The organism is Methylobacterium sp. 391_Methyba4 (genome assembly GCF_029691625.1).
GTDB classification, from domain to species: Bacteria; Pseudomonadota; Alphaproteobacteria; order Rhizobiales; family Beijerinckiaceae; genus Methylobacterium; species Methylobacterium fujisawaense.
Window position 1 is genome coordinate 2,030,542 of the sequence record NZ_CP121475.1, and the last position, 23,139, is coordinate 2,053,680.

General features: G+C 73.3%; 18 protein-coding genes. 11 read left to right on the forward strand and 7 right to left on the reverse strand.

The genetic code is table 11. The features are described from left to right. The first annotated feature begins 302 nt into the window (after positions 1 to 302). Entirely contained in the window at positions 303 to 1,187 is an 885-nt protein-coding gene (locus P9K36_RS09475; RefSeq protein WP_081948571.1) for a LysR substrate-binding domain-containing protein, read from the forward strand. A gap of 377 nt (positions 1,188 to 1,564) precedes the next feature. Here the strand turns inward: P9K36_RS09475 and P9K36_RS09480 are convergent, their stop codons facing one another. Together P9K36_RS09480 and P9K36_RS09485 are read right to left on the reverse strand one after the other, a co-directional pair. Further along, complete coding sequence (locus tag P9K36_RS09480; RefSeq protein ID WP_043356965.1) at positions 1,565 to 1,852, reverse strand: hypothetical protein; 288 nt, start codon at positions 1,850 to 1,852, stop codon at positions 1,565 to 1,567. 122 nt (positions 1,853 to 1,974) lie between these two features. Continuing rightward, complete coding sequence (locus P9K36_RS09485) at positions 1,975 to 2,385, reverse strand: DUF1236 domain-containing protein (protein WP_043356963.1); 411 nt, start codon at positions 2,383 to 2,385, stop codon at positions 1,975 to 1,977. A 288-nt stretch (positions 2,386 to 2,673) separates the two neighbouring features. On the opposite strand from P9K36_RS09485, the gene P9K36_RS09490 reads away from it, so the two are divergent. Further along, positions 2,674 to 4,362: a thiamine pyrophosphate-binding protein gene (locus P9K36_RS09490; RefSeq protein WP_043379714.1), complete on the forward strand. Its 1,689-nt coding sequence runs from the start codon at positions 2,674 to 2,676 to the stop codon at positions 4,360 to 4,362. Between the two features lie 137 nt (positions 4,363 to 4,499). After that, positions 4,500 to 4,943: a DMT family transporter gene (locus tag P9K36_RS09495; RefSeq protein ID WP_075380052.1), complete on the forward strand. Its 444-nt coding sequence runs from the start codon at positions 4,500 to 4,502 to the stop codon at positions 4,941 to 4,943. 47 nt (positions 4,944 to 4,990) lie between these two features. Here the strand turns inward: P9K36_RS09495 and P9K36_RS09500 are convergent, their stop codons facing one another. After that, complete coding sequence (locus P9K36_RS09500) at positions 4,991 to 6,319, reverse strand: Nramp family divalent metal transporter (RefSeq protein ID WP_043357949.1); 1,329 nt, start codon at positions 6,317 to 6,319, stop codon at positions 4,991 to 4,993. Positions 6,320 to 6,475: 156 nt separating this feature from the next. Here P9K36_RS09500 and mntR point away from each other — a divergent pair, with 156 nt between their 5' ends. Next, positions 6,476 to 6,937 (forward strand): manganese-binding transcriptional regulator MntR, encoded by a 462-nt coding sequence (mntR, locus tag P9K36_RS09505; RefSeq protein ID WP_020093314.1) that lies wholly within the window; start codon positions 6,476 to 6,478, stop codon positions 6,935 to 6,937. A gap of 24 nt (positions 6,938 to 6,961) precedes the next feature. On the opposite strand, the gene P9K36_RS09510 is transcribed toward mntR, so the two are convergent. After that, positions 6,962 to 8,146 carry a putative zinc-binding metallopeptidase gene (locus P9K36_RS09510; RefSeq protein ID WP_043379837.1) on the reverse strand — a complete coding sequence of 395 codons (1,185 nt, stop codon included), beginning with the start codon at positions 8,144 to 8,146 and terminating at the stop codon, positions 6,962 to 6,964. 218 nt (positions 8,147 to 8,364) lie between these two features. On the opposite strand from P9K36_RS09510, the gene P9K36_RS09515 reads away from it, so the two are divergent. The 3 genes from P9K36_RS09515 to P9K36_RS09525 all read left to right on the forward strand — a co-directional run bounded on the left by P9K36_RS09515 (position 8,365) and on the right by P9K36_RS09525 (position 15,339). After that, positions 8,365 to 11,643 carry a transglutaminase family protein gene (locus tag P9K36_RS09515; protein WP_053608326.1) on the forward strand — a complete coding sequence of 1,093 codons (3,279 nt, stop codon included), beginning with the start codon at positions 8,365 to 8,367 and terminating at the stop codon, positions 11,641 to 11,643. A 262-nt stretch (positions 11,644 to 11,905) separates the two neighbouring features. Then, positions 11,906 to 14,443, forward strand: a complete 2,538-nt coding sequence (locus tag P9K36_RS09520; protein WP_043357961.1) for a circularly permuted type 2 ATP-grasp protein — start codon at positions 11,906 to 11,908, stop codon at positions 14,441 to 14,443. Next, entirely contained in the window at positions 14,440 to 15,339 is a 900-nt protein-coding gene (locus P9K36_RS09525; RefSeq protein ID WP_043357963.1) for a transglutaminase family protein, read from the forward strand. The genes P9K36_RS09520 and P9K36_RS09525 overlap by 4 nt, the downstream gene beginning before the upstream one ends. Positions 15,340 to 15,434: 95 nt before the next feature. Here the strand turns inward: P9K36_RS09525 and P9K36_RS09530 are convergent, their stop codons facing one another. The 3 genes from P9K36_RS09530 to P9K36_RS09540 form a co-directional block, all read right to left on the reverse strand. Continuing rightward, complete coding sequence (locus P9K36_RS09530) at positions 15,435 to 16,046, reverse strand: pyridoxamine 5'-phosphate oxidase family protein (protein ID WP_043379707.1); 612 nt, start codon at positions 16,044 to 16,046, stop codon at positions 15,435 to 15,437. Between the two features lie 22 nt (positions 16,047 to 16,068). After that, positions 16,069 to 17,772 carry a lysine--tRNA ligase gene (locus tag P9K36_RS09535; protein ID WP_043756775.1) on the reverse strand — a complete coding sequence of 568 codons (1,704 nt, stop codon included), beginning with the start codon at positions 17,770 to 17,772 and terminating at the stop codon, positions 16,069 to 16,071. 205 nt (positions 17,773 to 17,977) lie between these two features. Further along, on the reverse strand, positions 17,978 to 18,847 hold the full coding sequence (locus P9K36_RS09540; RefSeq protein ID WP_278306928.1) for a transporter substrate-binding domain-containing protein: 870 nt from the start codon (positions 18,845 to 18,847) through the stop codon (positions 17,978 to 17,980). A gap of 52 nt (positions 18,848 to 18,899) precedes the next feature. On the opposite strand from P9K36_RS09540, the gene P9K36_RS09545 reads away from it, so the two are divergent. The 4 genes from P9K36_RS09545 (at position 18,900) to P9K36_RS09560 (ending at position 22,896) form a co-directional block, all read left to right on the forward strand. Further along, on the forward strand, positions 18,900 to 20,897 hold the full coding sequence (locus P9K36_RS09545) for a glycosyltransferase family 2 protein (protein WP_278306929.1): 1,998 nt from the start codon (positions 18,900 to 18,902) through the stop codon (positions 20,895 to 20,897). A gap of 73 nt (positions 20,898 to 20,970) precedes the next feature. Continuing rightward, positions 20,971 to 21,165, forward strand: coding sequence for a hypothetical protein (locus tag P9K36_RS09550; RefSeq protein WP_278306930.1), 195 nt, complete (start codon positions 20,971 to 20,973; stop codon positions 21,163 to 21,165). Between the two features lie 215 nt (positions 21,166 to 21,380). Next, positions 21,381 to 22,310 carry a nucleoside triphosphate pyrophosphohydrolase gene (gene mazG / locus P9K36_RS09555; protein WP_278306931.1) on the forward strand — a complete coding sequence of 310 codons (930 nt, stop codon included), beginning with the start codon at positions 21,381 to 21,383 and terminating at the stop codon, positions 22,308 to 22,310. 208 nt (positions 22,311 to 22,518) lie between these two features. Beyond that, a complete protein-coding gene (locus P9K36_RS09560) occupies positions 22,519 to 22,896 on the forward strand; it encodes a hypothetical protein (protein WP_043379694.1) in 378 nt (125 codons plus the stop codon). The last annotated feature ends 243 nt before the right edge of the window (positions 22,897 to 23,139 follow it).

The window sequence follows — 23,139 nt, forward strand, 5'->3', positions numbered from 1 at the left end:
GATAGACCGGTGAAATCGCGCGCTATACTGTGTCGGATACCTCGGGACTGGTCCGTCTCTGCCCGGGACCGGCGCGCCCGGCCGTTCCTGCAGCGCCCCCTGGGCTCGGGCTCGGGCCGATGCCGGGGCGCGGCCGGTGGGAATTCCTGACAGACGGGCGGCCGCCCGCTACCGTGGCCCGGCGACGGCCGGGGCCGTCGACGCGCGACCGGGCCAGGGCCGGGCCGGGCCAGGCCAGGGCAGGTCCAGGGCCGGTTCCGGGCTGCGCCGGTGCAGATGGCGTGTCGGGAGGCGCCTGCGCGATGATGCGGTTCGATCTCACCGATCTCGGCCTGTTCCGGCACGTGGTCGAGGCCGGTTCGATCACCCACGGGGCCGCGCGGGCGAACCTCGCCCTGGCGGCCGCCTCGACGCGGATCCGGCTGATGGAGGAGTCCCTCGGCGCGGCGCTGCTGACCCGGGGCCGGCAGGGCGTCAGCCCGACCCCGGCCGGGCGCGCCCTCCTCGTCCACGCCCGGGAGGTCCTGGCCGGGGTGGAGCGGTTGCGCGAGGAGATGGCGGCCTTCTCGGGGAGCGCCTTCGGCCAGATCCGGGTGCTGGCCAACACCAACGCGCTGACCGAGTTCCTGCCGGACGCGCTCTCGGCCTTCCTGGCCGATCACCCCGGGATCGGCGTCGAGATCGACGAGCGCACCTCCGAGGAGATCGTCGGGCTGGTGGCCGAGGGGGCGGCCGATCTCGGCATCCTGTCCGGCACGGTGGATACCGGCTCGCTGCGGACCTTCCCGTTCCGGGAGGACCGGTTCGTGCTGGTGGCGGCCCGGGATCACCCCCTGGCGGCGCGCGGGACGATCCCGTTCGCCGAGCTGCTCGGCCACGACCTCGTCGGCCTCGACCGGCGCAGCGCCATCAGCCGGTTCCTCGTCGCCCAGGCGGTGCGGGAGGGGCGGCCGATGCGCCTGCGGGTGCAGCTGCGGGACTTCGACGCCGTCTGCCGGCTCGTCGAGGCACGGGTCGGGCTGGCGGTCCTTCCCGAGAGCGCCGCCGCCCGCGCCGCCCAGGGCCTCGCCCTGGCGGTGGTGCCCCTCGCCGATTCCTGGGCGCGGCGCGACCTAACCCTGTGCCTGCGCGACCTCGACGGGCTGCCGCCGTTCATCCGGGCCTTCGTGGCACAGCTGCGCGCCTGAGCGTCGCCCGGCCTCCGCCCCGGGCCCGAGGCGGGGAGACCGCAGAGCACCGCGATGGTCGCTGACATGATGCGCGTCGTCCGCGGGCTCGATCCGCATAGGGTTTCCGATGGGGGCGCCGTTCCGTCCGGTCATGAGGCGCGACGGGTCGGTGGTGATCGGCGACGCCGTTGAGGCCGCCGGCCTGCGACGCCCGCAGCCTGCGCGCCAGCCTCTACGCCCGCGGCCTCGCGGTGGAGACCGGCGCCCTCTGGCGGGCCCGGCGCCTGCGCAACCGCGTCGCCCGCACGGCGATCCGTCTCGCCGATGCCCCCGGGCCCGCGGCGTCCCTGGCGCTCGGCCTGGGGGAGCGTTTGGCGCGCCCTGACGCGGCGGCGTCAGCGCCAGCGCTCCTCCGTGCAGGCCAGCACGTAGACGACGTGCATGCAGCGGGCCTGGGCGGCCTGCGAGGTCGCGTCGCTCATGCACGCCCGCATCCCGGCGGAGAGCAGCCCGCGATCGACGTCCTGATCCCGGGCGCAGGTGAAGATGGGCTGGAAGCCTTCGAACCGGCTCACCTGCCAGAAGATGACCACGAACGCGAGCAGACAGAACGCGCAGACCAGGAGCCGGTTGTCGTAGAACCAGTGTCTCCGATCGGCCTCTGCGGTGTTGCGCGCGCTCATCCCGTCACCGGGGGCGCCGACAGGATCGCGGTCTGGGCCACCTGTGTCCTCCGCAGCGGATCGCCCGCGCCATCTCGCCGAATCCCTCAGCCGCGCCAGCCGCGCCCACCGGGAGGGAACCGTCAGTCGATCACCTCCACGATGCGGCGCGTGCGTGGCTCGACGAGCACCGGATGGCCGTTGACGATCGTGTAGCTGTACTCCGGCAAAGCGAACTCGCGCGGGACATCGTAATACACGACGCCCTCCTCCGGTAGCACGGTTCCGACCCGAACGGGGCCCGCGAGGGCGACGGACGGGCGGCGCTCGCCGAGGGCGTAGATGCGGAATCGCTCCCGCCGGTCGACGCCGAGGATGCCGTTGGCCGTGCCCACGGCGGCACCGATCGCGCCGCCGACGATCGCCCCGAGGGGGCCCGCCATCTCCTCGCCGCGCGAGGCGCCCTCCTGGGCGCCGCGCTCCAAGCCTTGCGCCTGCGCGATGGCGGGGAGGCCCAGCGTGGCCAGGAGCGCAAGGGGAGCCGCGATCCGCATGGGTGTCGTCCTGGTCGGTGGCATGGACCTTCAGGCCTGCGCCTGAGGGGGCGGGAGCATCCCGGCCACGGCAGGTTACGCCAGAAAGGCTGCCGATCGGTTGCGGCCCGCCGCACGCCGTCCGCAAGGGGGCCGCATCGGGCGCCGGCCCCCTCTTCCGGCACCCTCTTCGCGATCGGCGTGACGGTTCGGCTCTCGGTCGGCTCTCGGGATGCGGGCGGAGCCGCGGCATTGCCCCGGCCCGCCCATGGTTTAGCCTCCCGCTGATTCCGCCGGAGAGGACAGGGCATGTCGATCGAGACCGTGGAGACCGCCGGCCGGCGCCGGGGCGCCGACCTCCTGGTGGAGGTGCTGCGCTCGGAGGGGGTGCGCTACATCTTCGGCAATCCCGGCACCACCGAATTGCCGCTCATCGACGCGCTCACCGAGGCGCCGGACATCGCCTACATCCTCGCCCTGCAGGAGGCGACCGCGGTGGCGATGGCGGACGGCTACGCGCAGGGCGCCCGGCGGCCCGCCTTCCTCAACCTGCACACGGCGGGCGGCCTCGGCCACGCCATGGGCGGGCTCGTGAATTCCCAGGTCTCCGGCACGCCGCTGGTGGTCACCGCCGGGCAGCAGGATCTCCGCCACGCGCTGACCGACCCGCTGCTGATGGGCGACCTCGTGGCCATCGCCGACCCGGTGATGAAGTGGGCCCGGGAGGTGACGAGCCCGGACCAGATCCCGATCCTGCTGCGCCGGGCCTTCCACGATGCCGCCGCCGCCCCGTCCGGCCCGGTCTTCCTGTCCCTGCCCATGGACGTGATGGAGGCGATGAGCGCCGTACCGGCGGGCGAGACCTCGACCATCGACCAGCGGGCGGTGGCGGGTTCCCTCGACCGGCTGGCGGACAAGCTCGCCGCCATCGCGCCCGGCCGCCTCGCCCTGATCGCCGGCGACGAGATCGACGCCTCGGACGCCTCGGCCCAGATGGTCGCGCTCGCCGACCTGCTGGCGGCGCCGGTCTACGGCTCGTCCTGGCCGGCCCACATCCCCTTTCCCACCGCGCACCCGCTCTGGGCCGGGAACCTGCCGACCCGGGCCGACGCCATCGCCGCCATCCTCGGGCGCTACGACGCGGTGTTCGCGCTGGGCGGCAAGTCGCTGATCACCGTGCTCTACTCGGAGGTCTCGGCGGTGCCGCCGGGGGTGCAGGTCTTCCAGCTCTCGGCCGACGTGCGCGACCTCGGGCGCACCTATGCCACGAGCCTCTCGACCGTGGGCGACATCCGCGCCTCACTGGACGCCCTGCTGCCGCTGCTAAGCCCCCGCCTCGCCGACCGGGCCGAGGCCTTCGCGCAGCTGCGCGCCCAGGCGGTGACCGCCCGGGCCGAGCGGCGGGCGACGCTCGCCGCCGCGGCGGATGCGGCCTTCGAGGATCCGGTGATCGCGCCGCTGGTCGCCGCCCGGGAGGTGGCCCGCGCGGTCGGGGCCGAGACCACCATCGTGGACGAGGCGCCCGCGACGCTGACCCACCTGCGCACCTTCCTCGACAGCCCGTCGGCCCATCAATACGCGGCGATGCGCGGCGGCGTCCTCGGCTGGGGCATGCCGGCCGCGGTGGGGTTTTCCTTGGGGCTCGACCGGGCGCCCGTGGTCTGCGTCGTGGGTGACGGGGCCGCGATGTACTCGCCCCAGGCCCTCTGGACCGCCGCGCACGAAAAACTTCCGGTCACCTTCGTGGTGATCAACAACGCCGAGTACAACATCCTCAAGACCTTCATGAAGGGCCAGGCGCACTACGCCTCGGTGCGGGCCAACCGCTTCATCGCCATGGACCTCACCGACCCGCGCATCGATTTTCCGGCCCTGGCCGCCTCGATGGGGGTCCCCGCGCAGCGCGTGACCCGGGCCGCCGACATCGCCCCGGCGATCGAGGCCGGGATCCGGTCGGGAGGGACCAACCTCGTGGAGGTGGTGGTGCGGGCGACGTGAGGGGCCGCCCCTCCGCCGGCCTCCGAGGGGCGCGGCCTGAGGGCCGTCGCGGCGTTCGGACACAGAGGCTGCCGAGGAACACGGACGTCCGGCCCGGGCTGCCCTAGGGATCGGTTTGACCGGGCGGGATCTCAGCCATGTGGTACCTCTACGGTTTCGCGCTGCTGGCCGGCGTGGCCAACGCCGTCCAGGCCGGACAGAACGGGACGCTGTCGAAGGGGCTGGCCGAATCGCTGGTCGCCGGCCTCGTGGTCGCCGCCGGGACCGCGAGTTGCATCCTCGCGGTGGGGCTCATCTCCGGGAGGCTCGCTTGGCCGACGGCCGCGCAAGCCCTCGGGATGCCCTGGTGGGCGTGGTTCGGCGGGGTCCTGGGCGGAGGCATCATTCTGGCGCAGTTCGTCGTGGCCCGTCAGATCGGGGCCGCCCCGTTCCTGGGCCTCCTCGTCACGGCCGGGGTCGCCACATCGATCGTGCTGGACAATTTCGGGTGGGTCGGCTTCGAGCGCCACCCCGCCAGTCTCTGGCGCATCCTCGGCGGCGTGCTGATGATCGCCGGCGTCGCCCTCGTCGCGCTGTTCTAGGAGCAAAACCGGGCCGGCCGATCACATCGACCGGCCGCCTCGCGGGCTTACCCCAGCCCCGGCACCGGTATCCCGAAGGCCGCCGCCAGCAGGACCATGTTGAGGGCGAGCACCACGGCCGCCCCCGCGACGGCCGCCGCCTGGGTGAGCGGCCCGTTGGCGAAGGGACCCATCACGCTCCGGCGGCGGGTGAACACCACCAGCGCCACCATCGGCACCGGCAGGGCCAGCGACAGCACCACCTGGGACAGGACCAGCGCCCGGGTCGGATCGACGCCGATCGCCACCACCACGAAGGCGGGCAGCATGGTCACGAGCCGGCGCACGAGGAGCGGGATGCGCCAGCCGGTGAAGCCCTGCATCACCAGCTGGCCGGCGAGCGTCCCCACCACCGAGGAGGAGATCCCGGAGGCGAGCAGCGACACCAGGAAGGCCGCCCCGGCCGCGGGGCCGAGCAGCGGCGTCAGGGTCCGGTAGGCCTCGCCGATCTCGGCGACCCCGCTGTGGCCGGCATGGAAGGCCGCCGCCGCCATGATCACCATCGCCATGTTGACGAGGCCCGCGAGCAGCAGAGCCACCACCACCTCGCGGTTGGAGTAGCGCACCAGAAGGCGCCGGTCGGCCTCGTTCCGCGGGCTGCCGCGCCCCTGGGTCAGGCCGGAATGCAGGAACAGGGCGTGCGGCATCACGGTGGCGCCGATGATCCCCACCGCGATGGTGAGCGCCTCCGCGTCCGGGATCCGCGGGGTGACGAGGCCCTTCGCGGCCTCGCCCCAGGCCACCGGGGCGATCAGCAGCTCGATCGCGTAGCAGAGGCCGATCGTGCCGACCATCGCCCCGATGGCGATCTCCAGGGGCCGGAAGCCCTCGTGCTCCAGGAGCAGGATCGCGTAGGTGACGATCGCGGTGATCGCCATCCCGGCCATCAGCGGCATGCCGGTGAGCAGCGACAGGCCGATGGCGCCGCCGAGGAACTCCGCGAGGTCGGTGGCCATCGCGGCGACCTCGCTGATGCCCCACAGGGTGAGGCGCACCGGCCGCGACGTCGCGTCCCGGCAATGCTCGGCCAGGTTCTTGCCGGTCACGATGCCGAGCTTGGCCGACAGGGCCTGGAACAGCATCGCCGTGAAGTTGGCGAGCAGCACCACCCAGAGCAGCCCGTAGCCGTAGCGGGCGCCGGCCTGGATGTTGGTGGCGAAGTTGCCGGGGTCCATGTAGGCGATCGACGCCGTCACGGCCGGACCCGCGAACAGCAGGAACCGGCCCCGTCCACCCGCCCGCCCTTCGAGGACGTCGCGGATGGCGCTCTCCGTCCGCCGGCTCATCGCCCCGGGCGGGGCGCCCCCGGGGGCCGTCCCGGCGTTCGGCGCCACCATGCTCACCCTCTCCTCAAAGATATAGCTCGGGCTATATTCAGGGCTGCGGCCGCGGGATTCAAGGGGTTTTCCGCGCGCCGCGTGGGACTCCCCTCCGGCCGCCGGTTTTTGCTAGACAGGGGCGGGGCGGCGTGTGCGTGCCGAGAGGGAGAGCCGATGCAGGAACCGTCCGAGCCGGGCTCGCCCGAGACCGCGCTGGTCGATCCCGAGCGGCACGTGGAGAGCTTCCGGCAGGCCCGCGAGGCGCGGCGGTCCGAGCTGGTCGAGGATTACGTCGAGCTGATCGACGACCTGATCGGCGACGGCGGCGAGGCGCGCCAAGTGGACATCGCGGCCCGCCTCGGCGTGGCGCAGCCCACCGTCGCCAAGATGCTCAAGCGTCTGTGCGAGGACGGGTTCGTCCAGCAGCGGCCCTATCGCGGCGTGTTCCTGACCGAGGCCGGCCGCCGGCTCGCCGCCCAGGCGCGGGAGCGCCACCGGATCGTCGAACGCTTCCTGTGCGCGCTGGGGGTGAGCCCCGAGACCGCCCGGCGGGACGCGGAGGGGATCGAGCACCATGTCAGCGCCGAGACCCTGGCGGCGTTCCGCGCCTTCGCGGAACGTCACGGGGGGGCGTGAGGCGCCCGTCCGTCCGCCCTGCCCTCACACCGTCGGCGCAGGCACCTTCTGGCGCAGGCCCAGGATCACCGCCCGGAGCATCTCGGCGCCCGCCTCGCCGGCATCCGGCAGGATGCCGGTGCGGGAGGCGTAGATCCGCTCGTGCACGAAGGCGAGCTTGGCGATCACCGTCGGCGTCAGCTTGAACGGGTAGAGCGCCGGCTGGCCCATGCTGTGGGAGAGCGAATTGATCGCGTAGGTCAGCGGCAGCCACGCCGCAATCAGCCGGTCGAGATCCTGGGTGTTGTAGGGGTCGAAGTCGATCACGGTCGGTGCCGCCTGCCCGTGGCGCAGGCGCGGGCGCACGTGCAGCTCGAAGGTCGAGGCGGTCTCCACCGTGTCGACGATGTGCAGGTAATGCGCGAAGGTCTCGGCGAAGTCCTCCCAGGGATGCGCCGTGGCGTAGGCCGACACGTAGGCCTCGTCCCAGTCGGCGGGCGCGCCCCGCGCGTAATGGTTCTGCAGCGCCTGGACGTAGTTCAGGCGCTCGTCGCCGAACAGCGCCCGGAAGGCCCCCATGGTGGGGCTGTTCATCACCAGCAGGTACCAGAAGTAATGCCCGATCTCGTGCCGGAAATGGCCGAGCAGGGTGCGGTAATGCTCGCCGAACAGGATTCGGCGGCGCTCCCGCTCGACATCGTCGGCCTCGGCGATGTTCATGGTGATCAGGCCGTTGATGTGCCCCGTCAGCACCGGCATTCCGCCGGAGAAGCTCTCGGACGGGTCGGCCAGGAAGTCGAAGGCCAGCCCGTCCGTGTACTGGGCGCGGGTGGCGAGCGGCAGGTCCAGGCGCAGCAGCGAATAGAACAGCCTGCGCTTGGCGGCCTCGATCTGGCGCCAGCGGGTGAGGTTCCAGGTCTGCGACAGGTCCGGCACCACGCGGTTGTGGCGGCAGGCGGTGCAGTAGATGTCGGGGCTGTCCTCCGGCACCAGCCAGTTGCAGGCCTCCGAAACGGCGTTGTTGCACAGGCGGTAGCGCCGTCCGGGATCCGCGTAGGCGTGGAAGACCTGCGCGCCGCCCATCAGCGGGTGCGCCGAGGCCCCCTGCGGCTCCAGGGCCGAGACCTCGTGGACCACGCACGTATAGCCCAGCTGCCGCGCACAGCTCTCGCAGGCGGTCGCCTCAAAGGTGACCGGCTGGTCGCAGGCCTGGCACTGGAAGATCTTCATCGCGCGGTCCCGGGCCGGCACCCGGCCCACCTGCCGGTCAAAGCGGGGCCAGGCGGCAAAGTTCCGGCCAGAGGTTCGGAGGCCTGGGCGCCGCCGCACGGAAATTGCTTGTGTCTCGGTTCGTGTCGCATAACCGCGCGGTGGGGGGCGATGGTCGACCCGCCGTGACGTCCGGAACCGGCGCCGAGGCCGGATTCGATCCTTCAGACGGAGCCATCGTGTCGATCAAAGCCGCCCTGCACCACGTCACGCATTACCGCTACGACCGGCCGATCAGCCTGGGCCCCCAGGTGATCCGCCTGCGCCCGGCCCCGCACGCGCGCACCAAGGTTCCGGCCTACGCGCTCACGGTGACGCCCGCCAACCACTTCCTGAACTGGCAGCAGGATCCGAGCGGCAACTGGCTCGCCCGCCTCGTCTTCCCGGAGAAGACCGACGAGCTGAAGATCCAGGTCGACCTCACCGCCGACCTGGCGGTGATCAACCCGTTCGACTTCTTCGTCGAGGATTACGCCCAGACCCACCCCTTCGCGTATGACCCGGACCTCGCCGAGGAGCTGGCCCCCTACCGCGCGCCGGTGGATGCGGATGGCCCCGAGATGGCGGCGCTGCTCGCCCGGCTCCCCGCGGAACCCAGCACCGTGCAGTTCCTGGTGGCGCTCAACGCCCAGATCGCCCGGGAGACCGCCTACGGCGTGCGCATGGAGCCCGGCGTCCAGACGCCCGCCGAGACCCTGCGCCTCAAGAGCGGCTCCTGCCGGGATTCGGCGTGGCTGCTCGTGCAGGTGCTGCGCCGGATCGGGTTCGCCGCCCGGTTCGTCTCCGGCTACCTGATCCAGCTCGTGCCCGACACCGTCGCGGTCGACGGCCCCACCGGCACCGCGTCGGACTTCACCGACCTCCATGCCTGGGCCGAGGTCTACCTGCCGGGCGCCGGCTGGATCGGCATGGACGCGACCTCGGGTCTGCTCACCGGCGAGGGCCATATCCCGCTCGCGGCGACGCCGCATTACCGCTCGGCCGCGCCGATCTCGGGGGCGGTCGAGCCGGCCAAGACCGAGTTCGGCTTCGCAATGAGCATCACCCGCGTCGCCGAGACGCCGCGGATCACCAAGCCGTTCTCGGACGCGGTCTGGGCGTCCATGGACGCGCTCGGCGAGCGGATCGATGCCGACCTCGCCGCGCAGGACGTGCGCCTGACCATGGGCGGCGAGCCGACCTTCGTCTCGGTGGACGATTTCGAATCGCCCGAATGGAACATCGCCGCGGTCGGCCCGACCAAGCGGGGGCTCGCCGACACGCTGATCCGGCGCCTGCGCGACCGGTTCGGCCCGGGGGGGCTGCTGCATTACGGCCAGGGCAAGTGGTATCCCGGCGAGAGCCTGCCCCGCTGGGCCTTCGCCCTGTACTGGCGCAAGGACGGCCAGCCGATCTGGCGGAATCCGGACCTGATCGCCCCCGAGGCGGCCGCAGGCCAGGCGGGCGAAGCCACGATCGCGCAGGCCAAGGCCCTCGCCGACGCGCTGGCCCGCCGCCTCGGCCTCGCCGACTACGTCATCCCGGCCTTCGAGGACAGCGAGGTCTGGGAGAAGAAGGCCGCCGAACTGCCGGTCAACGTCACGCCCGCCGCGGCCCGGTCCGGCTCCGTGGAGTTCGACGCCCGGATCAAGCGGGTCTACGAGCGGGGCTTGGCTGAGGCCGCGGGCTACGTCCTGCCGCTGGCGAGCCTGCCCACCGGCAGGGACGGCGACGCCGACCGGGTCTGGATCTCGGAAGCCTGGGACTTCCGGCGCGGCGCCGCCTTCCTGGTGCCGGGCGACTCGCCGGTGGGCTTCCGCCTGCCCCTGTCGTCCCTGCCCTACGTGCCGCCGGAGCACTATCCCTACTACCAGCCGCAGGACCCCCTGGAGTCGCGCCCGCCCCTCACCGACGGGCGTCCCGGCGCGACCACCGTCAACGGTTCAGGGATCACCGGCGTCGCGGTGCGCACGGCGCTCTCGATCGAGCCCCGCGACGGGGTGGTGCGGGTGTTCATGCCGCCGGTGCAGCGCGCCGACGAGTATCTCGAACTCGCCGGCCACCTGGAGGCGGCCGCCGCCGAGCTGAACCTGCCGATCCAGCTGGAAGGCTACGAGCCGCCCTACGACCCGCGGATCGGCGTGATCAAGGTCACCCCCGATCCGGGCGTGATCGAGGTCAACGTCCACCCGGCCGCCTCCTGGCGGGAGGCGGTCGCCATCACCACCGACTTGTACGCCGAGGCGAGGCAAACCCGGCTCGGCGCGGAAAAATTCATGACCGACGGGCGCCACACCGGCACCGGCGGCGGCAACCACGTGGTCATGGGCGGCGTCACGCCGGACGATTCGCCGTTCCTGCGCCGGCCCGACCTGCTCAAGAGCCTCGTGCTCTACTGGCAGCGCCACCCGGCGCTCTCGTACCTGTTCTCGGGCCTCTACATCGGCCCGACGAGCCAGGCCCCCCGCATGGACGAGGCGCGCCACGACGGGCTCTACGAACTGGAGATCGCGCTCGCCCAGATCCCCGCCCCCGACGCGCCCAACATCCCGCGCTGGCTCGTCGACCGGGTGTTCCGCAACATCCTCGTGGACGTCACCGGCAACACCCACCGGGCCGAGATCTGCATCGACAAGCTCTACTCGCCGGACGGGCCCACCGGGCGCCTCGGCCTGCTGGAGTTCCGGGCCTTCGAGATGCCGCCGGACGCCCGGATGAGCCTCGCGCAGCAGCTCCTGCTCCGCGCCCTCGTGGCCTGGCTGTGGCGGGAGCCGCAGACCGGCGGCTGTGTCCGCTGGGGCACGAACCTCCACGATCGGTTCATGCTGCCGCATTTCCTCTGGTCCGACTTCCTCTCGGTGCTGGAGGATCTCCGGGCGGCGGGGTACGCTTTCGATCCGGTCGCCTTCGAGGCGCAGGCCCTGTTCCGGTTCCCGGTCTTCGGCACGGTCGAGCAGGGCGGGGTCCGGATGGAGCTGCGCCAGGCGCTGGAGCCCTGGCACGTGATGGGCGAGGAAGGGACCAGCGGGGGCACCGTGCGCTTCGTCGACAGCTCGGTCGAGCGGCTGCAGGTCAAGGTCGAGGGCTTCGTGCCCGAGCGGCACGTCATCGCCTGCAACGGCCGCCGGCTGCCCATGACCGGCACCGGCCGCGGCGGCGAGGCCGTGGCGGGCCTGCGCTTCAAGGCGTGGCAGCCGGCCTCCTCGCTGCATCCGACGATCCCGGCCCACTCGCCGCTCACCTTCGACATCCTCGATGCCTGGAACGGGCGCTCGCTCGGCGGCTGCCGCTACCACGTCGCCCATCCGGGCGGCCGCAACTACGAGACCCATCCGGTGAACGCCTACGAGGCGGAGGGGCGCCGCCTCGCCCGGTTCCAGCCGCACGGCCATACCCCCGGCCGGATCGACATGCCCCGGCCGGAATCGAGCGCCGAGTTCCCCCTCACCCTCGACCTGCGGATGCCGGCCCCGCAATGATCCGCGATGTCCACACATCTGGGTCGGACACGGACGCGGACGACAGAGCGCGACGCGCCCCCTCTCCCGTGCGGGAAAGGGTTGGGGTGAGGGACGAGAGGCTTCAGGGTCGACGCGCCGGCAGGACGCGCCCCTTTCGGGTAGACCCGACCCCTCACCCTGTCCCTCTCCCGCACAGGAGAGGGGACCCGCGCTCCCTTCTGCGGCCGCGTCGCCGTCCACGCTGTGTGGATCCGCAAGCCGCAGTGACCGGGGGGCCGTGATGGAGGCGGCGCTCGCGGGCAGCCGCGGCCGGGCCGAGCGGCCGGAGGGCCCGCGGGAGCGCGTCGCCCGCTGGAGCGCGGGCTACCGCCCCGCCCCCGGCCGGCCGGACGAGTTCCTGGGCCCGGATGGCGCTCCGCGCGGGGCGTGGCCGCGCCTGCTCGACCGTCTCGGCGGCCTCACCGAGCCGGAGATCATGGCCCGCTTCGTCGCGGCGGAGCGGCACATCCGGGACGCGGGCATCTCGTTCCGCATCGCCGGCGACCAGCGGGAGCATCCCTGGCCGCTGGGCTGCCTGCCCCTGGTGATCGAGGGGTCCGAGTGGGCGGCCCTCAGCGCCGGGATCGTCCAGCGCGCGGAGCTGATGGAGGCGATCCTCGCCGACGTCTACGGGGATGGTAGGCTGGTCGCCGAGGGATTGCTGCCCGCCGCGATCGTGGCCGGCACGCCGGAGTTCCTGCACCCGCTCCACGGCGTCACGCCCCCCGGCGGCCATTACCTCAAGCTCTACGCCGCCGATCTCGGCCGGGGCCCGGACGGGCGGTGGCAGGTGCTGGCCGACCGGACGCAGGCCCCCTCGGGCCTCGGCTGGGCGCTGGAGAACCGGATGGTCCTGGCCCGGACCTTCCCGGACTTCTTCCAGGACCTCCACGTCGAGCGCCTGCCGGCCTTCTTCCAGGCCTTTCGCGATGGCCTGGCGCTGGGGGCCGAGCGTGTCGACCCGCGGATCTGCCTGCTGACCTCCGGCCCCTACAGCAGCACCTATGTCGAGCAGGCGGCGCTGGCCCGCTATCTCGGCCTGATGCTGGTGGAGGGCGACGACCTCGTCATGCGGGACGGCCGCCTGCACGTGCGCACCGTCTCGGGCCTGAAGCGGGCCGACGCCCTGTGGCGGCGGATCGACTCCGACTTCCTCGACCCCCTGGAGCTGAATCCGGCTTCGCGGCTCGGCGTGCCCGGGATCCTCGAGGCCCTGCGCAACGGCTCCCTGGTGATGACCAACATGCCGGGCTCGGGCCTCGTCGAGTCGGCCGCGCTCGCCCCCTATCTCGACGGCATCGCCCGGCGCGTCCTCGGCGAGCCCCTAAGGCTCGGCCATCCGCGCACGTGGTGGTGCGGCGACCTGGAGGGCTTGGCGCATGCCCAGGCCAACCTCGACAGCCTGACCCTGCGCCCGGCCGCCACGCCCCAGCGCGGTGCGGGGCGCGACGCGATCCTCGCGGGCCCGGTCCTGGCGGCCGAGCGGGAGCGGGTCGTCGCCGCCCTGCGCGACCGGCCCTTCGACTACGTCGCCCAGGAGGCCGCGCCGCTCTCGACCATGCCGGGCTGGGAGCGCGGGCCGGACGGCCTCGTCCTGGTCCCCCGCCCCTTCGTGGTCCGCGTCTTCGCCACGCGGACGCCGCTCGGCTGGCAGGTCATGCCCGGCGGCTTCTGCCGGGTCTCCGAGCGCGAGGACGTCGACCCGATCGAGCTGCGGCTCGGCATCCGCTCCGCCGACGTCTGGGTGCTGTCCGAGAAGCCGGTCGCCGCGCCCCTGATCGGCACGCAGGCGGCCCCGCGGGTGCGGCGGGTCGGCGGCCATCTCCCGGCCCGGGCCGCCGACGGCCTGTTCTGGCTCGGACGCTACCTGGAGCGCGGCGAGGCGGTGATCCGGCTGGTGCTCGCCCATCTGCGCAGCGTCGGCGACGCCGTCGGGACCGACATCTCGGGCGCCCTCGACACGCCCGCGGCCCTGGCGCTCCGGGCCCTCCTGCACGAATGGGGCGCCATCGGCGCGGCCGACCTGCCCACCGCCCGCCTCGCCCTGGAGGCGCTCGCCGGGCGCGATCGGCCGGGCTCGGCGCGGTCCCACATCCTCGCGGCCCGCCGCAACGCCGCCGCGCTCCGCGCCCGCCTGTCCGGCGAGGCGTGGCGGGTGCTGGCCGACCTGAACGAGTTCCTGTCCCTCAACACCGAGCGGGCCTTCACCGAGTCGCAGCTCGCCGGCCGCGCCGAGCGGGCCCTGAGCCAGCTCGCGGCGCTCGCCGGCCTCACCCACGAAAACATGAGCCGCGCCGAGGGCTGGCACTTCATCGAGCTCGGCCGGCGCATCGAGCGGGCGATCAACACCGGCGCCTTCGCGCTGGCCTTCGCCAACGACGAGGCGACGCCCGGCTGCCTCGGGGTGATGCTGTCGCTGTGCGATTCGCAGATCAGCTACGGGCGGCGCTACCTGCAGGGGGCGGCCCTCGATCCGGTCCGCGACATGGTGCTGCTCGACCCCTACAACCCGCGCTCGATCGCCTTCCAGGCCGAGGCGATCACCCGGCACCTCGCCGACCTGCCGGCGCTGGCCGCGGACGGCATCCCCGAGCCCCATTGCCGCCTCGCCACCCGGATCCTGGCGGAGCTGCGCAGCGGCGAGGCCGCGGATTTCGACGCCGTGCGCCTCACCGCGCTGGCGACCGACCTGGAGCGGCTGGCCGACGGCATCGCGGCCCGCTACTTCCCCACCGGGCCGAACGCGCTGCGCCCCGAGAAGCTGACGGGGCTGGCGTGATCTACACGCTGCGCCACCGCACCACCTACCGCTACGGGCGGCCGGTGCACTTCGCCCGCTGCACCCTGCGGCTCAAGCCGCAGGAGGGCGAGGGCCAGAGCGTGCTGGCGAGCGCCGTCACGATCGACCCGAGCCCGGCCCGCGCGGTGATGCGGCGCGACTATTTCGGGATCGAGGCCGTGGCGATCACCCTGGAGGCGCCGCACACCACCTTCAGCGTCGAGGCGCTCTCCACCGTGCGGGTCGAGCGCCCGGCCCCGCCGCCGCCGGAATCCGGCATGGCCTGGGAGCGGGTCCGCGACGCCGTGGTGGCCGGGCGCGACCTTGCCGGCCGGGCGCCGGTGCATTTCCTGTTCCCGAGCGGCCGGGTGCCGCTGCTGCCCGCGATCACCGACTATGCCCGGCCGAGCTTCTCCGCCGGCCGCAGCGCCTACGGGGCGGCCCACGACCTGATGCTGCGGATCGGCCGGGACTTCCGCTTCGATGCCAAGGCCACCACCGTCTCCACGCCGCTCGCCGAATCCTTCGCGCTCCGGGCCGGGGTCTGCCAGGATTTCGCCCACGTGATGATCGCGGCCCTGCGCGGCATGGGCCTGCCGGCGGCCTATATCAGCGGCTACCTGCGCACCGTGCCGCCGCCGGGCCGCCCGCGCCTGCGCGGGGCGGATGCGAGCCATGCCTGGGTGGCGGTCTGGTGCGGGGACGGCTGGCTCGGCCTCGACCCGACCAACGGCGTGCCGGTGCAGGACGACCACATCGTGGTGGCCCGCGGCCGCGACTACGGCGACGTGGCCCCCGTGGACGGCATCGTCAGCGGCTCGGGCAAGCAGCGCCTCAAGGTCGAGGTCGACGTCATCCCCGATACCGAGACGCAGGATCTCGCGCTGGTGGGGTGAGGGATCCCGGAGCGGCCCGCCGGCTGGTGCCCGAAACGTCCACCTCTCTCAGGATGAGGCAGCGGGTCGGACAGGCCGGCGCCTAGACTCGTCCCTCACCACATCGTCTTGGCCGCCCGCTCCGGCCATTCCGCGTCGTAGCGCTGGCCGCCGACCGCGCCTGCGGTGAGCGCCGCGAGGATCGACCCGGGCGTCGGCAGGCTCGCCGGATCGACGCGGGCATCCGGATCCCACAGCTTGGCCCGGATGATCGCCCGGGCGCACTGGAAGTAGATCTCCGCGACCGTGATCACGATTGCGGTGCGCGGCGCGTGGCCGTCGACCCGGAACGTGGCGAGGAGATCCGGATCGGCCGAGATCACCGCCCGCCCGTTCACCCGGAGCGTCGTGCCCGAGCCCGGGATCAGGAACAGCAGCGCCACCCGCGGATCGCGCACGATGTTGCGGAGCGAGTCGATCCGATTGTTGCCGCGCCGGTCGGGCAGGATCAGCGTGCGCGGATCGGCGACCCGCACGAAGCCCGGCTGGTCGCCGCGGGGGCTGCAATCGAGCCCTTCCGGGCCGCTCGTCGCCAGCACCGCGAAGGGCGAGGCCTCGATCAGCGCCGCGTAGTCCGGCGTGACCGAATCCGCCACCTTGGCGGTGGAGGCGGCCGCCGGGGGGGCGGTGTAGATCGCCTCCAGGGCGGCGAGGCTGTCGACGACCATCACGCCCTCCTGCGGTCCTTGCTCACGCGACCTTGGCCGTGCCGGCCACGAAGGCTTCGTGCTCGGCCACCAGCGCGCCCGAGAGGGCCGCCTCGATCAGGCTCCGGGTCTCCGCCACGCCGTAGAGGGCCACGAAGGAGCCGAAGCGGGGTCCGCGCGCCTCGCCGAACAGCACGTTGTAGAGGCTCGTGAACCACGCCTGCGACACGCCGGGCCGCCCGTCCGGGCTCTTGGCCTTGCCGGACGTGTCGGGGAAGTGGCGCCGCCCCACCTCGTAGACCGCCGCCTGCAGGGCCTCCGGATCGGTGGAGCCGGCATGGTCCCTGAGGGTCTCCGACAGATCCTCCAGGGCCGCCCGCTCCTCCGGGGTCGGCGCCCGGTAGGTCTTGGCCGGCCGCACGAAATCCGAGAAGTATTTCAGCGCGTGCTTGACCAGCCGGTCGAGGCCCGGATGGGTCTCCGGCCCGGTCTGCGGCGCGTAGCGGCGGATGAAGCCCCACAGCACCGCCGGATCCTCGGTGTTGGCCACCGCGGCGAGGTTGAGCAGCATCGCGAAGGTCAGGCTCGCGCCCTCGACCGTCTCGGGCTCCGGCGGGGTGCCGGCGTGCAGGTGCCAGACCGGGTTGCCGAGGCGGAGCTTCGCGTCCTGGCCGGCATAGCGGTCGAGGAAGCCGATATACTCGTCGACGTGCCGGGGGATCACGTCGAAGAACAGACGCTTGGCCTCGCGCGGCTTGTTGTACATGAACAGGGCGAGCGATTCCGGCGTGCCGTACTTGAGCCACTCGTCGATGGTCAGGCCGTTGCCCTTCGACTTCGAGATCTTCTGGCCCTTCTCGTCGAGGAACAGCTCGTAGTTGAAGCCCTCCGGCGGCTCGCCGCCGAGCGCCCGGGCGATCTTGGCGGAGAGCTTGACCGAATCGATCAGGTCCTTGCCGGCCATCTCGTAATCGACGCCCAGCGCCACCCAGCGCATCGCCCAGTCGGGCTTCCATTGCAGCTTGGCGTGGCCGCCGGTCACCGGGGTCTCGTAGCGCTCGCCCGTGGCGGGATCGCGCCACGCGATGGTGCCGCTGCCGGCGTTCACCGCGTCGATCGGCACCTGCATCACGTGGCCGGTGACCGGGTGGAGCGGCAGGAACGGGGAGTAGCTCGCCGAGCGCTCGGCCCGCAGGGACGGCAGCATGATCTCCATGACGGCGTCGTAGCGCTCCAGCACCCGCAGCAGCGTCGCGTCGAACACGCCCGAGCGGTAGCATTCGGTCGCCGATCGGAACTCGTAGGCGAACCCGAAGGCGTCGAGGAAGCGGCGCAGCTCGGCGTTGTTGTGCGCCCCGAAGCTGTCATGGGTGCCGAACGGGTCCGGCACGCGGGTGAGCGGCTGGTTGAGATGGCCGGCCAGCATCTCGCGGTTCGGCACGTTGTCCGGAACCTTGCGCAGCCCGTCCATGTCGTCCGAGAAGGCGATCAGCCGGGTCGGCACCGCGTCGCGGGTGAGCACCCGGAAGGCGTGGCGCACCATGGAGGTGCGGGCGACCTCCCCGAAGGTGCCGATATGCGGCAGGCCCGAGGGGCCGTAGCCGGTCTCGAACAGCACCTCCGTCTTGCCGGATTTCTCCAGCCGCGCCACGAGCTTGCGCGCCTCCTCGAAGGGCCAGGCGGCGGCGTTGGCGGCGGCCTCGATGATGTCGGGGTCGAGGGTCAGGGCTGGGGGGGCGGCTTGCATGTCTTCGGGGATGAACGCGAATTGGGAGCGCGCACCCTAGAGCGGTTCGCATCGGAGCGGAACGCCTGACGGTGCAATGCGGGGTTCCATCGCGCGCCCGCGCTCGTGGCCTGAGCTCGTGGCCTGAGACTGCGGCGCCCGGCTCCGCCGCCCCGTCCGGCATGAACTGGTCGACGGCGGCATCATCGCCCAGGAAGGAAGTCCGTCAGAACGGGCTCACCGGGAAGAACCGCAGGTACAATTCGGTGTACTTGCCGTCGTCCCAGACCCGCTGGAGCGCGTCGTCCAGGGCCCGGGAGAGGGCGGCGTCCTCCGGGCGGGTGATCAGGCCGATCCCCTCCCCGAAATAGCGGTTCTCCAGATAGTCGCCGCCGATGAGCGCGCAGCACGCCTCCGCGTCCTGGCCGCCGACATAGAGGGCGAGGTTCAGGCCGTCGGCGAACAGGTAGTCGATCTCGCCGCGCTTGAGCGCGCCCTCGGCCGCCGCCAGGTCGGTGAAGTCCTTGGCCACGGCCTTCGGGAAGAACGCCTTCAGGTAGGCCGCATGGGCGCTGCCGGCGATGACCCCGACGCTGCGGCCGGCGAGCGCCGCCGCCGAGGGGACGGGCAGGCCCTTGTCGGTCCGGGCGGCGAACCGCGCCGGCCAGCGGAAATACGGCCGCGTCGCCAGGAATTTCTGCCGCAGCGTCGCCGTCAGGGGAATGGCGGCCGCGACCACGTCGCCCTGCCGGCTGTCGAGGGCATCGAGCAGGGTGTCGAAGCGGCGCGCCTGCACCGTGCAGGTGATCGTCAGCTTCTCGCAGACGGCGCGGGCGAGCTCGACCACGAAGCCCGTCGGGTTGCCGTCGGGGCCGGCGAAGTGCAGCGGCGGGAACTCGTCGTCCGTGAGGAAGCGGACCGCCCGGCCGGTCTGGGGCGCCTCGATCCGCTCGCCCCGGCTGCGCGGGTTCCAGAAATCCGGCACCGTGACGGCGGGGGGGGCGGTGACACCTGTGGCCTCGGCGGTGGCACCGGCTGCAGCACCGGCGGGCGCGGCCGGGGCCGCGAGGAGCGCGGCGGCGAGCACGGCCGCCATGCATCGGGATGGGATGCGTGTCCTATCGCCTCTTGACGATCGGGAGGGGGTGGTGCTCCTCTCGGAGCGTGGGGGCGGGGACTGGCTCACCCCCCTCCTCTACCACGTCCTGGGGCCACCGGGGGAGCGCGGCGTGTCGGTCCAGCGCCCGCCCACGGGGCCGGCGGCCCTGCCGTCGGAGATCGCCTTCCTGCTGGCCGAGGGCGTCGACGGCCGGCTGCTGGTCCGGGCGGCCGCCGCGGCGGCCGCGGCCGGGACCGACGCGGCGACCGCCCTGCTGAATGCCGGCCTGATCGCCGAATCGGCCTATTACGAAGCCCTGGCCCGGGCGCTCGGCGCCCCCTACCTCGACGGCCCGATCCCGTTCGGCCTGGGCCTGCGCTTCCCCGACAGCCTGGTGGCCGGTCTCGCGCCGCTGGCGCCGGGATCGGTGTCGCCCTGGGTGCTGGCGCCCCGGGGCCGGGCGATCGCGGACCTCCTCGACGCCCCGGGCCGCGCTCCGTGCCGCGCCGCCATGCCGGCGATCACCAGCCCCACGCGCCTGCGCGAGGCCGTGTTCGCGGCCATGCCCGAGCAGGTGGCGGATCATGCGGCGCACGACCTGCGGCGGCGCGCCCCCGAGCGGGCGACGGCCCCCGAGCCCGCCCTCCGCTGGCTGCTGGTCCTCGCCCTCGCGGTCACCGCCGCGCTCTGCCTGTGCGCGGCGCTGCCGCCCCCGCTGGCGCGCGCGGTGGTGATCGCCGGGCAGATCCTGTTCCTGGCCATGGCGGCCCTCCGGATCGCGGCCCTCGCCATCGCGGCCCCGGTGGAGCCGGAGGCGGTGGCGCCCCTCGCCGAGGCAGACCTGCCGGTCTACACGGTCCTCGTCCCCCTCCACCGCGAGGCGGCGGTGGTGCCGGACCTGCTCAGGGCGCTCTCCGCCCTCGATTATCCGGCCGCCAAGCTCGACATCAAGCTGCTGCTCGAGGCGGACGACGCGGAGACCGCTTCCGCCCTTCCCCGGGACACCCTGCCGGCCCGGTTCGAGGTGATCACGGTGCCCCCGGGCGGCCCGCGCACCAAGCCCCGGGCGCTCAACGCCGCGCTGCCTTTGGCCCGCGGCGCCCTGCTCACGGTCTACGACGCCGAGGACGTGCCCGATCCCGGACAGCTGCGGCTGGCGGCCGCCCTGTTCGCGCGCCTGCCCGCGCGCACCGCCTGCCTCCAGGGGCGGCTCGTGATCGACAATGCCGGCGATTCGTATCTCGCCCGCGTCTTCGCCCTCGAATATGCCGGCCTGTTCGACGTGCTGAACCCGGCCTTCGCCCGCTGCGGCCTGCCGGTCCCCCTCGGCGGCACCTCGATGCACCTGCGCACCGCGGTGGTGCGGGCGCTGCACGGCTGGGATGCCCACAACGTCACCGAGGATGCGGATCTCGGGCTGCGGCTGGCGCTCGCGGGCTACACCGTCGGCGACCTGCCCAGCCCCACCTTCGAGGAGGCCCCCGCCCGTCTCGGACCCTGGCTCGGCCAGCGCACCCGCTGGCTCAAAGGTCTGGTCCAGACCAGCCTCACCCACGGGCGGCGCCCCCTCGACACCGCACGCAGCCTCGGCGGCCTGGAGACGCTCTGCGCCGTCGCGCTGGTCCCGGGGACGGTGGCCTCGGCGCTCGCCTACCCGGTCTGCCTCGTCGCGGCGGCGTGGTCCTTCCTGGTCCTGGAGATCCCGGCCGCGCCCGCCTTCCTGGACAACCTGCCCACCGGGCTCGCCATCACCCTGTTCGGGACGGGGCTCGCCGCCCTGGTCCTGCCCGCCCTCGCCGGCTGCGCCCGGCGCGGCTGGGGGGACCTCGCCCAGTCGGTCCCGTGGATGCCGGTCTACTTCCTGCTGGTCAGCCTGGCCGCGTGGCTGGCGCTGATCGAGCTGGTCCGCGCCCCGCTGCGCTGGAACAAGACCCGGCACGGCCTCGCGCGAACCTCCCGCAGCGGGCGGCGGGCCCGGCGCGGGCGGCCTGCGACACCCTGCGACACGGCGCGCGGGCCGGACGGCGGCGCATGCGCTTCCGCTTGATCTGGATCAGTCGCGCCGACCGGCGGCACCGCTCACGTCGGCGCTTGGCTCGTGCCCGCGCCCCGGGCGGCCGGTGATTCGCCTCGCGGCGGCCCAAGCGATGCCGGCCTTCTGCCTCCGACACACCCTCGAGCATGCGGACGGCCGCTGCGGCCTCGCCTCCGCCAGCGACCACCTGGAGGCGGACGGCGTGGAGGCGGCGATCCGTGGTGCCCGGGAGCTGGGCCGGACCGCCAGCCCCATGATCCTGACCGGGGCGCGGTGCTGACGGATTCGGTCGGCCGGATCCTCTGGTCGTTCACCCTGGCTCTGGCCCGGGAGCCGCCCTGCGTCCGGGCGACGCGCTGACGGCCGCCGGAGTCGGATGCCCCCGGGGCCCGCGCATCGATGGCCCGCTGGCGCGGCCGGACCTGCATCGCGATCCCGAGGGGCACGCCGGCGGGCGGATTTCCCTGCGCCGCGCCATGCTCTAACGCCATCCGCATGAGCGAGACACGCGATGCGGGCCGGCCTGGGCCGGGCGGGGCGAAGGCGGCGGGTGCTGCGGAGGAGGCGCCTCTGAGCCGGCTCCTGCGCCTGATGGCGACCCTGCGCGATCCCGTCGCCGGCTGCCCCTGGGACGTGGCGCAGAGCTTCGCCACCATCGTGCCCTACACGATCGAGGAGGCCTACGAGGTCGCCGACGCGGTGGCGCGGGGGGATCTGCGCGACCTGCGGGACGAACTCGGCGACCTGCTGCTCCAAGTGGTGTTCCACGCCCGCATGGCCGAGGAGCAGGGCGCCTTCGCCTTCGACGACGTGGCCCGCGCCATCGGCGACAAGCTGGTCCGGCGCCACCCCCACGTCTTCACCCCGGACGGCACGCCCCTGCCCGCCGGCTCGCCCCTGCGGGATCCGGCCCAGGTCGAGGCCCAGTGGGCGGCGATCAAGGCGCAGGAACGGGCGGCCCGCCAGAAAGAGCGGCAAGAGGTGCTGCAGGACACAGGCGCCGCGCCGGATCCAACGCCGGACCCGCTCGGCGGCGTCGCTCGGGCGCTGCCGGCCCTCGCCCGGGCGGAGAAGATCTCCCGGCGGGCGGCCGCCTACGGCTTCGACTGGGACGAGGCCGCCCAGGTCGTCGACAAGGTCCGCGAGGAGACCGACGAGGTCGCCGAGGCCCTGGCGGCGGGCGACCCGCAGGCCCTGTCCGAGGAGATCGGCGATCTCCTGTTCTCGGTGGCCAACCTCGCCCGGCATGCCGGGATCGACCCGGAGACCGCCCTGCGCGACGGGACCGCCAAGTTCGAGCGCCGCTTCGCCGCCATGGCGCGGCACCTCGCGGCCTCCGGGGGCGCCCTCGGCCGCTCCGACCTCGCCGCCATGGAGGCGGCGTGGCAGGCGGCCAAGCGCGACGAGGCGGGGGGTGGGCCGTAGCGGCGCGTGGCCCGGATCCGAATCGGGCGACCGCCTCGCGAGATCCGCGACCGGGACCTTCGTCTGTCCGCGTTCGAGCGGCGCTGTCAGGCCGCGCCGCTCGAACGCCCGCGGCCCGATCTGCGGGCTCGTCGCGGCGGATCGGCCGGGCTCCGCAACGGTGATCCGACGCGTTGGCGTTCCGGCCGCCGGGCGTTAAACCCGCGCCATGTTCGATGATGCAGCCGCTCAGCGCTATCTCGCGGGTCTGGCTCCCGTGGCGGCGGGATCGGTGCGCTGGCTCATCTACGATCACGACCGGCAATGGGTCTCGGTCGTTGACGGCAATCTCGTGTCCCTGCGGCAGGATTGCCTGCATGTCCTCGGCGCCTCCGCGGAGGCGGACGCCACCGCGTCCCTCGTCGATGCGATCCGCGACTTCCTCGCCGAAGGGACGGATCGCACCCCGCAGATCGTCGCCCTCTCATGCGCCGTGCTGATGCAGAGCGTCGGGGATCTCGACGCGGTGTTCGATCGGATCCGGTCCGGCGTCATGGCAACCCTCGTCTATGCCGAGGACGTCGTGGTCAGGCCCGTCGCCGCGTAGGGCAAATCGGCACTGCCCGTCCTCACCGCCCGGCACGCCGGCGACGGCGGCCTTCGCGGCAGCCGGGGGCGGCTTGATCCCGCGAGGCACCCGCGCTCTCGACAAGGGGCTTCCGGGCGCGCGTCGGCGGACCGCCGACGCCGGGATTCCCGCTCCGGACGCGCCGGCTCGGATTGAAGGAACCTCCCCCGTCCAGGTTCCGAGGCCGAGCGGTGCCACGTTCCTGATCGACCGCGCCGCGAT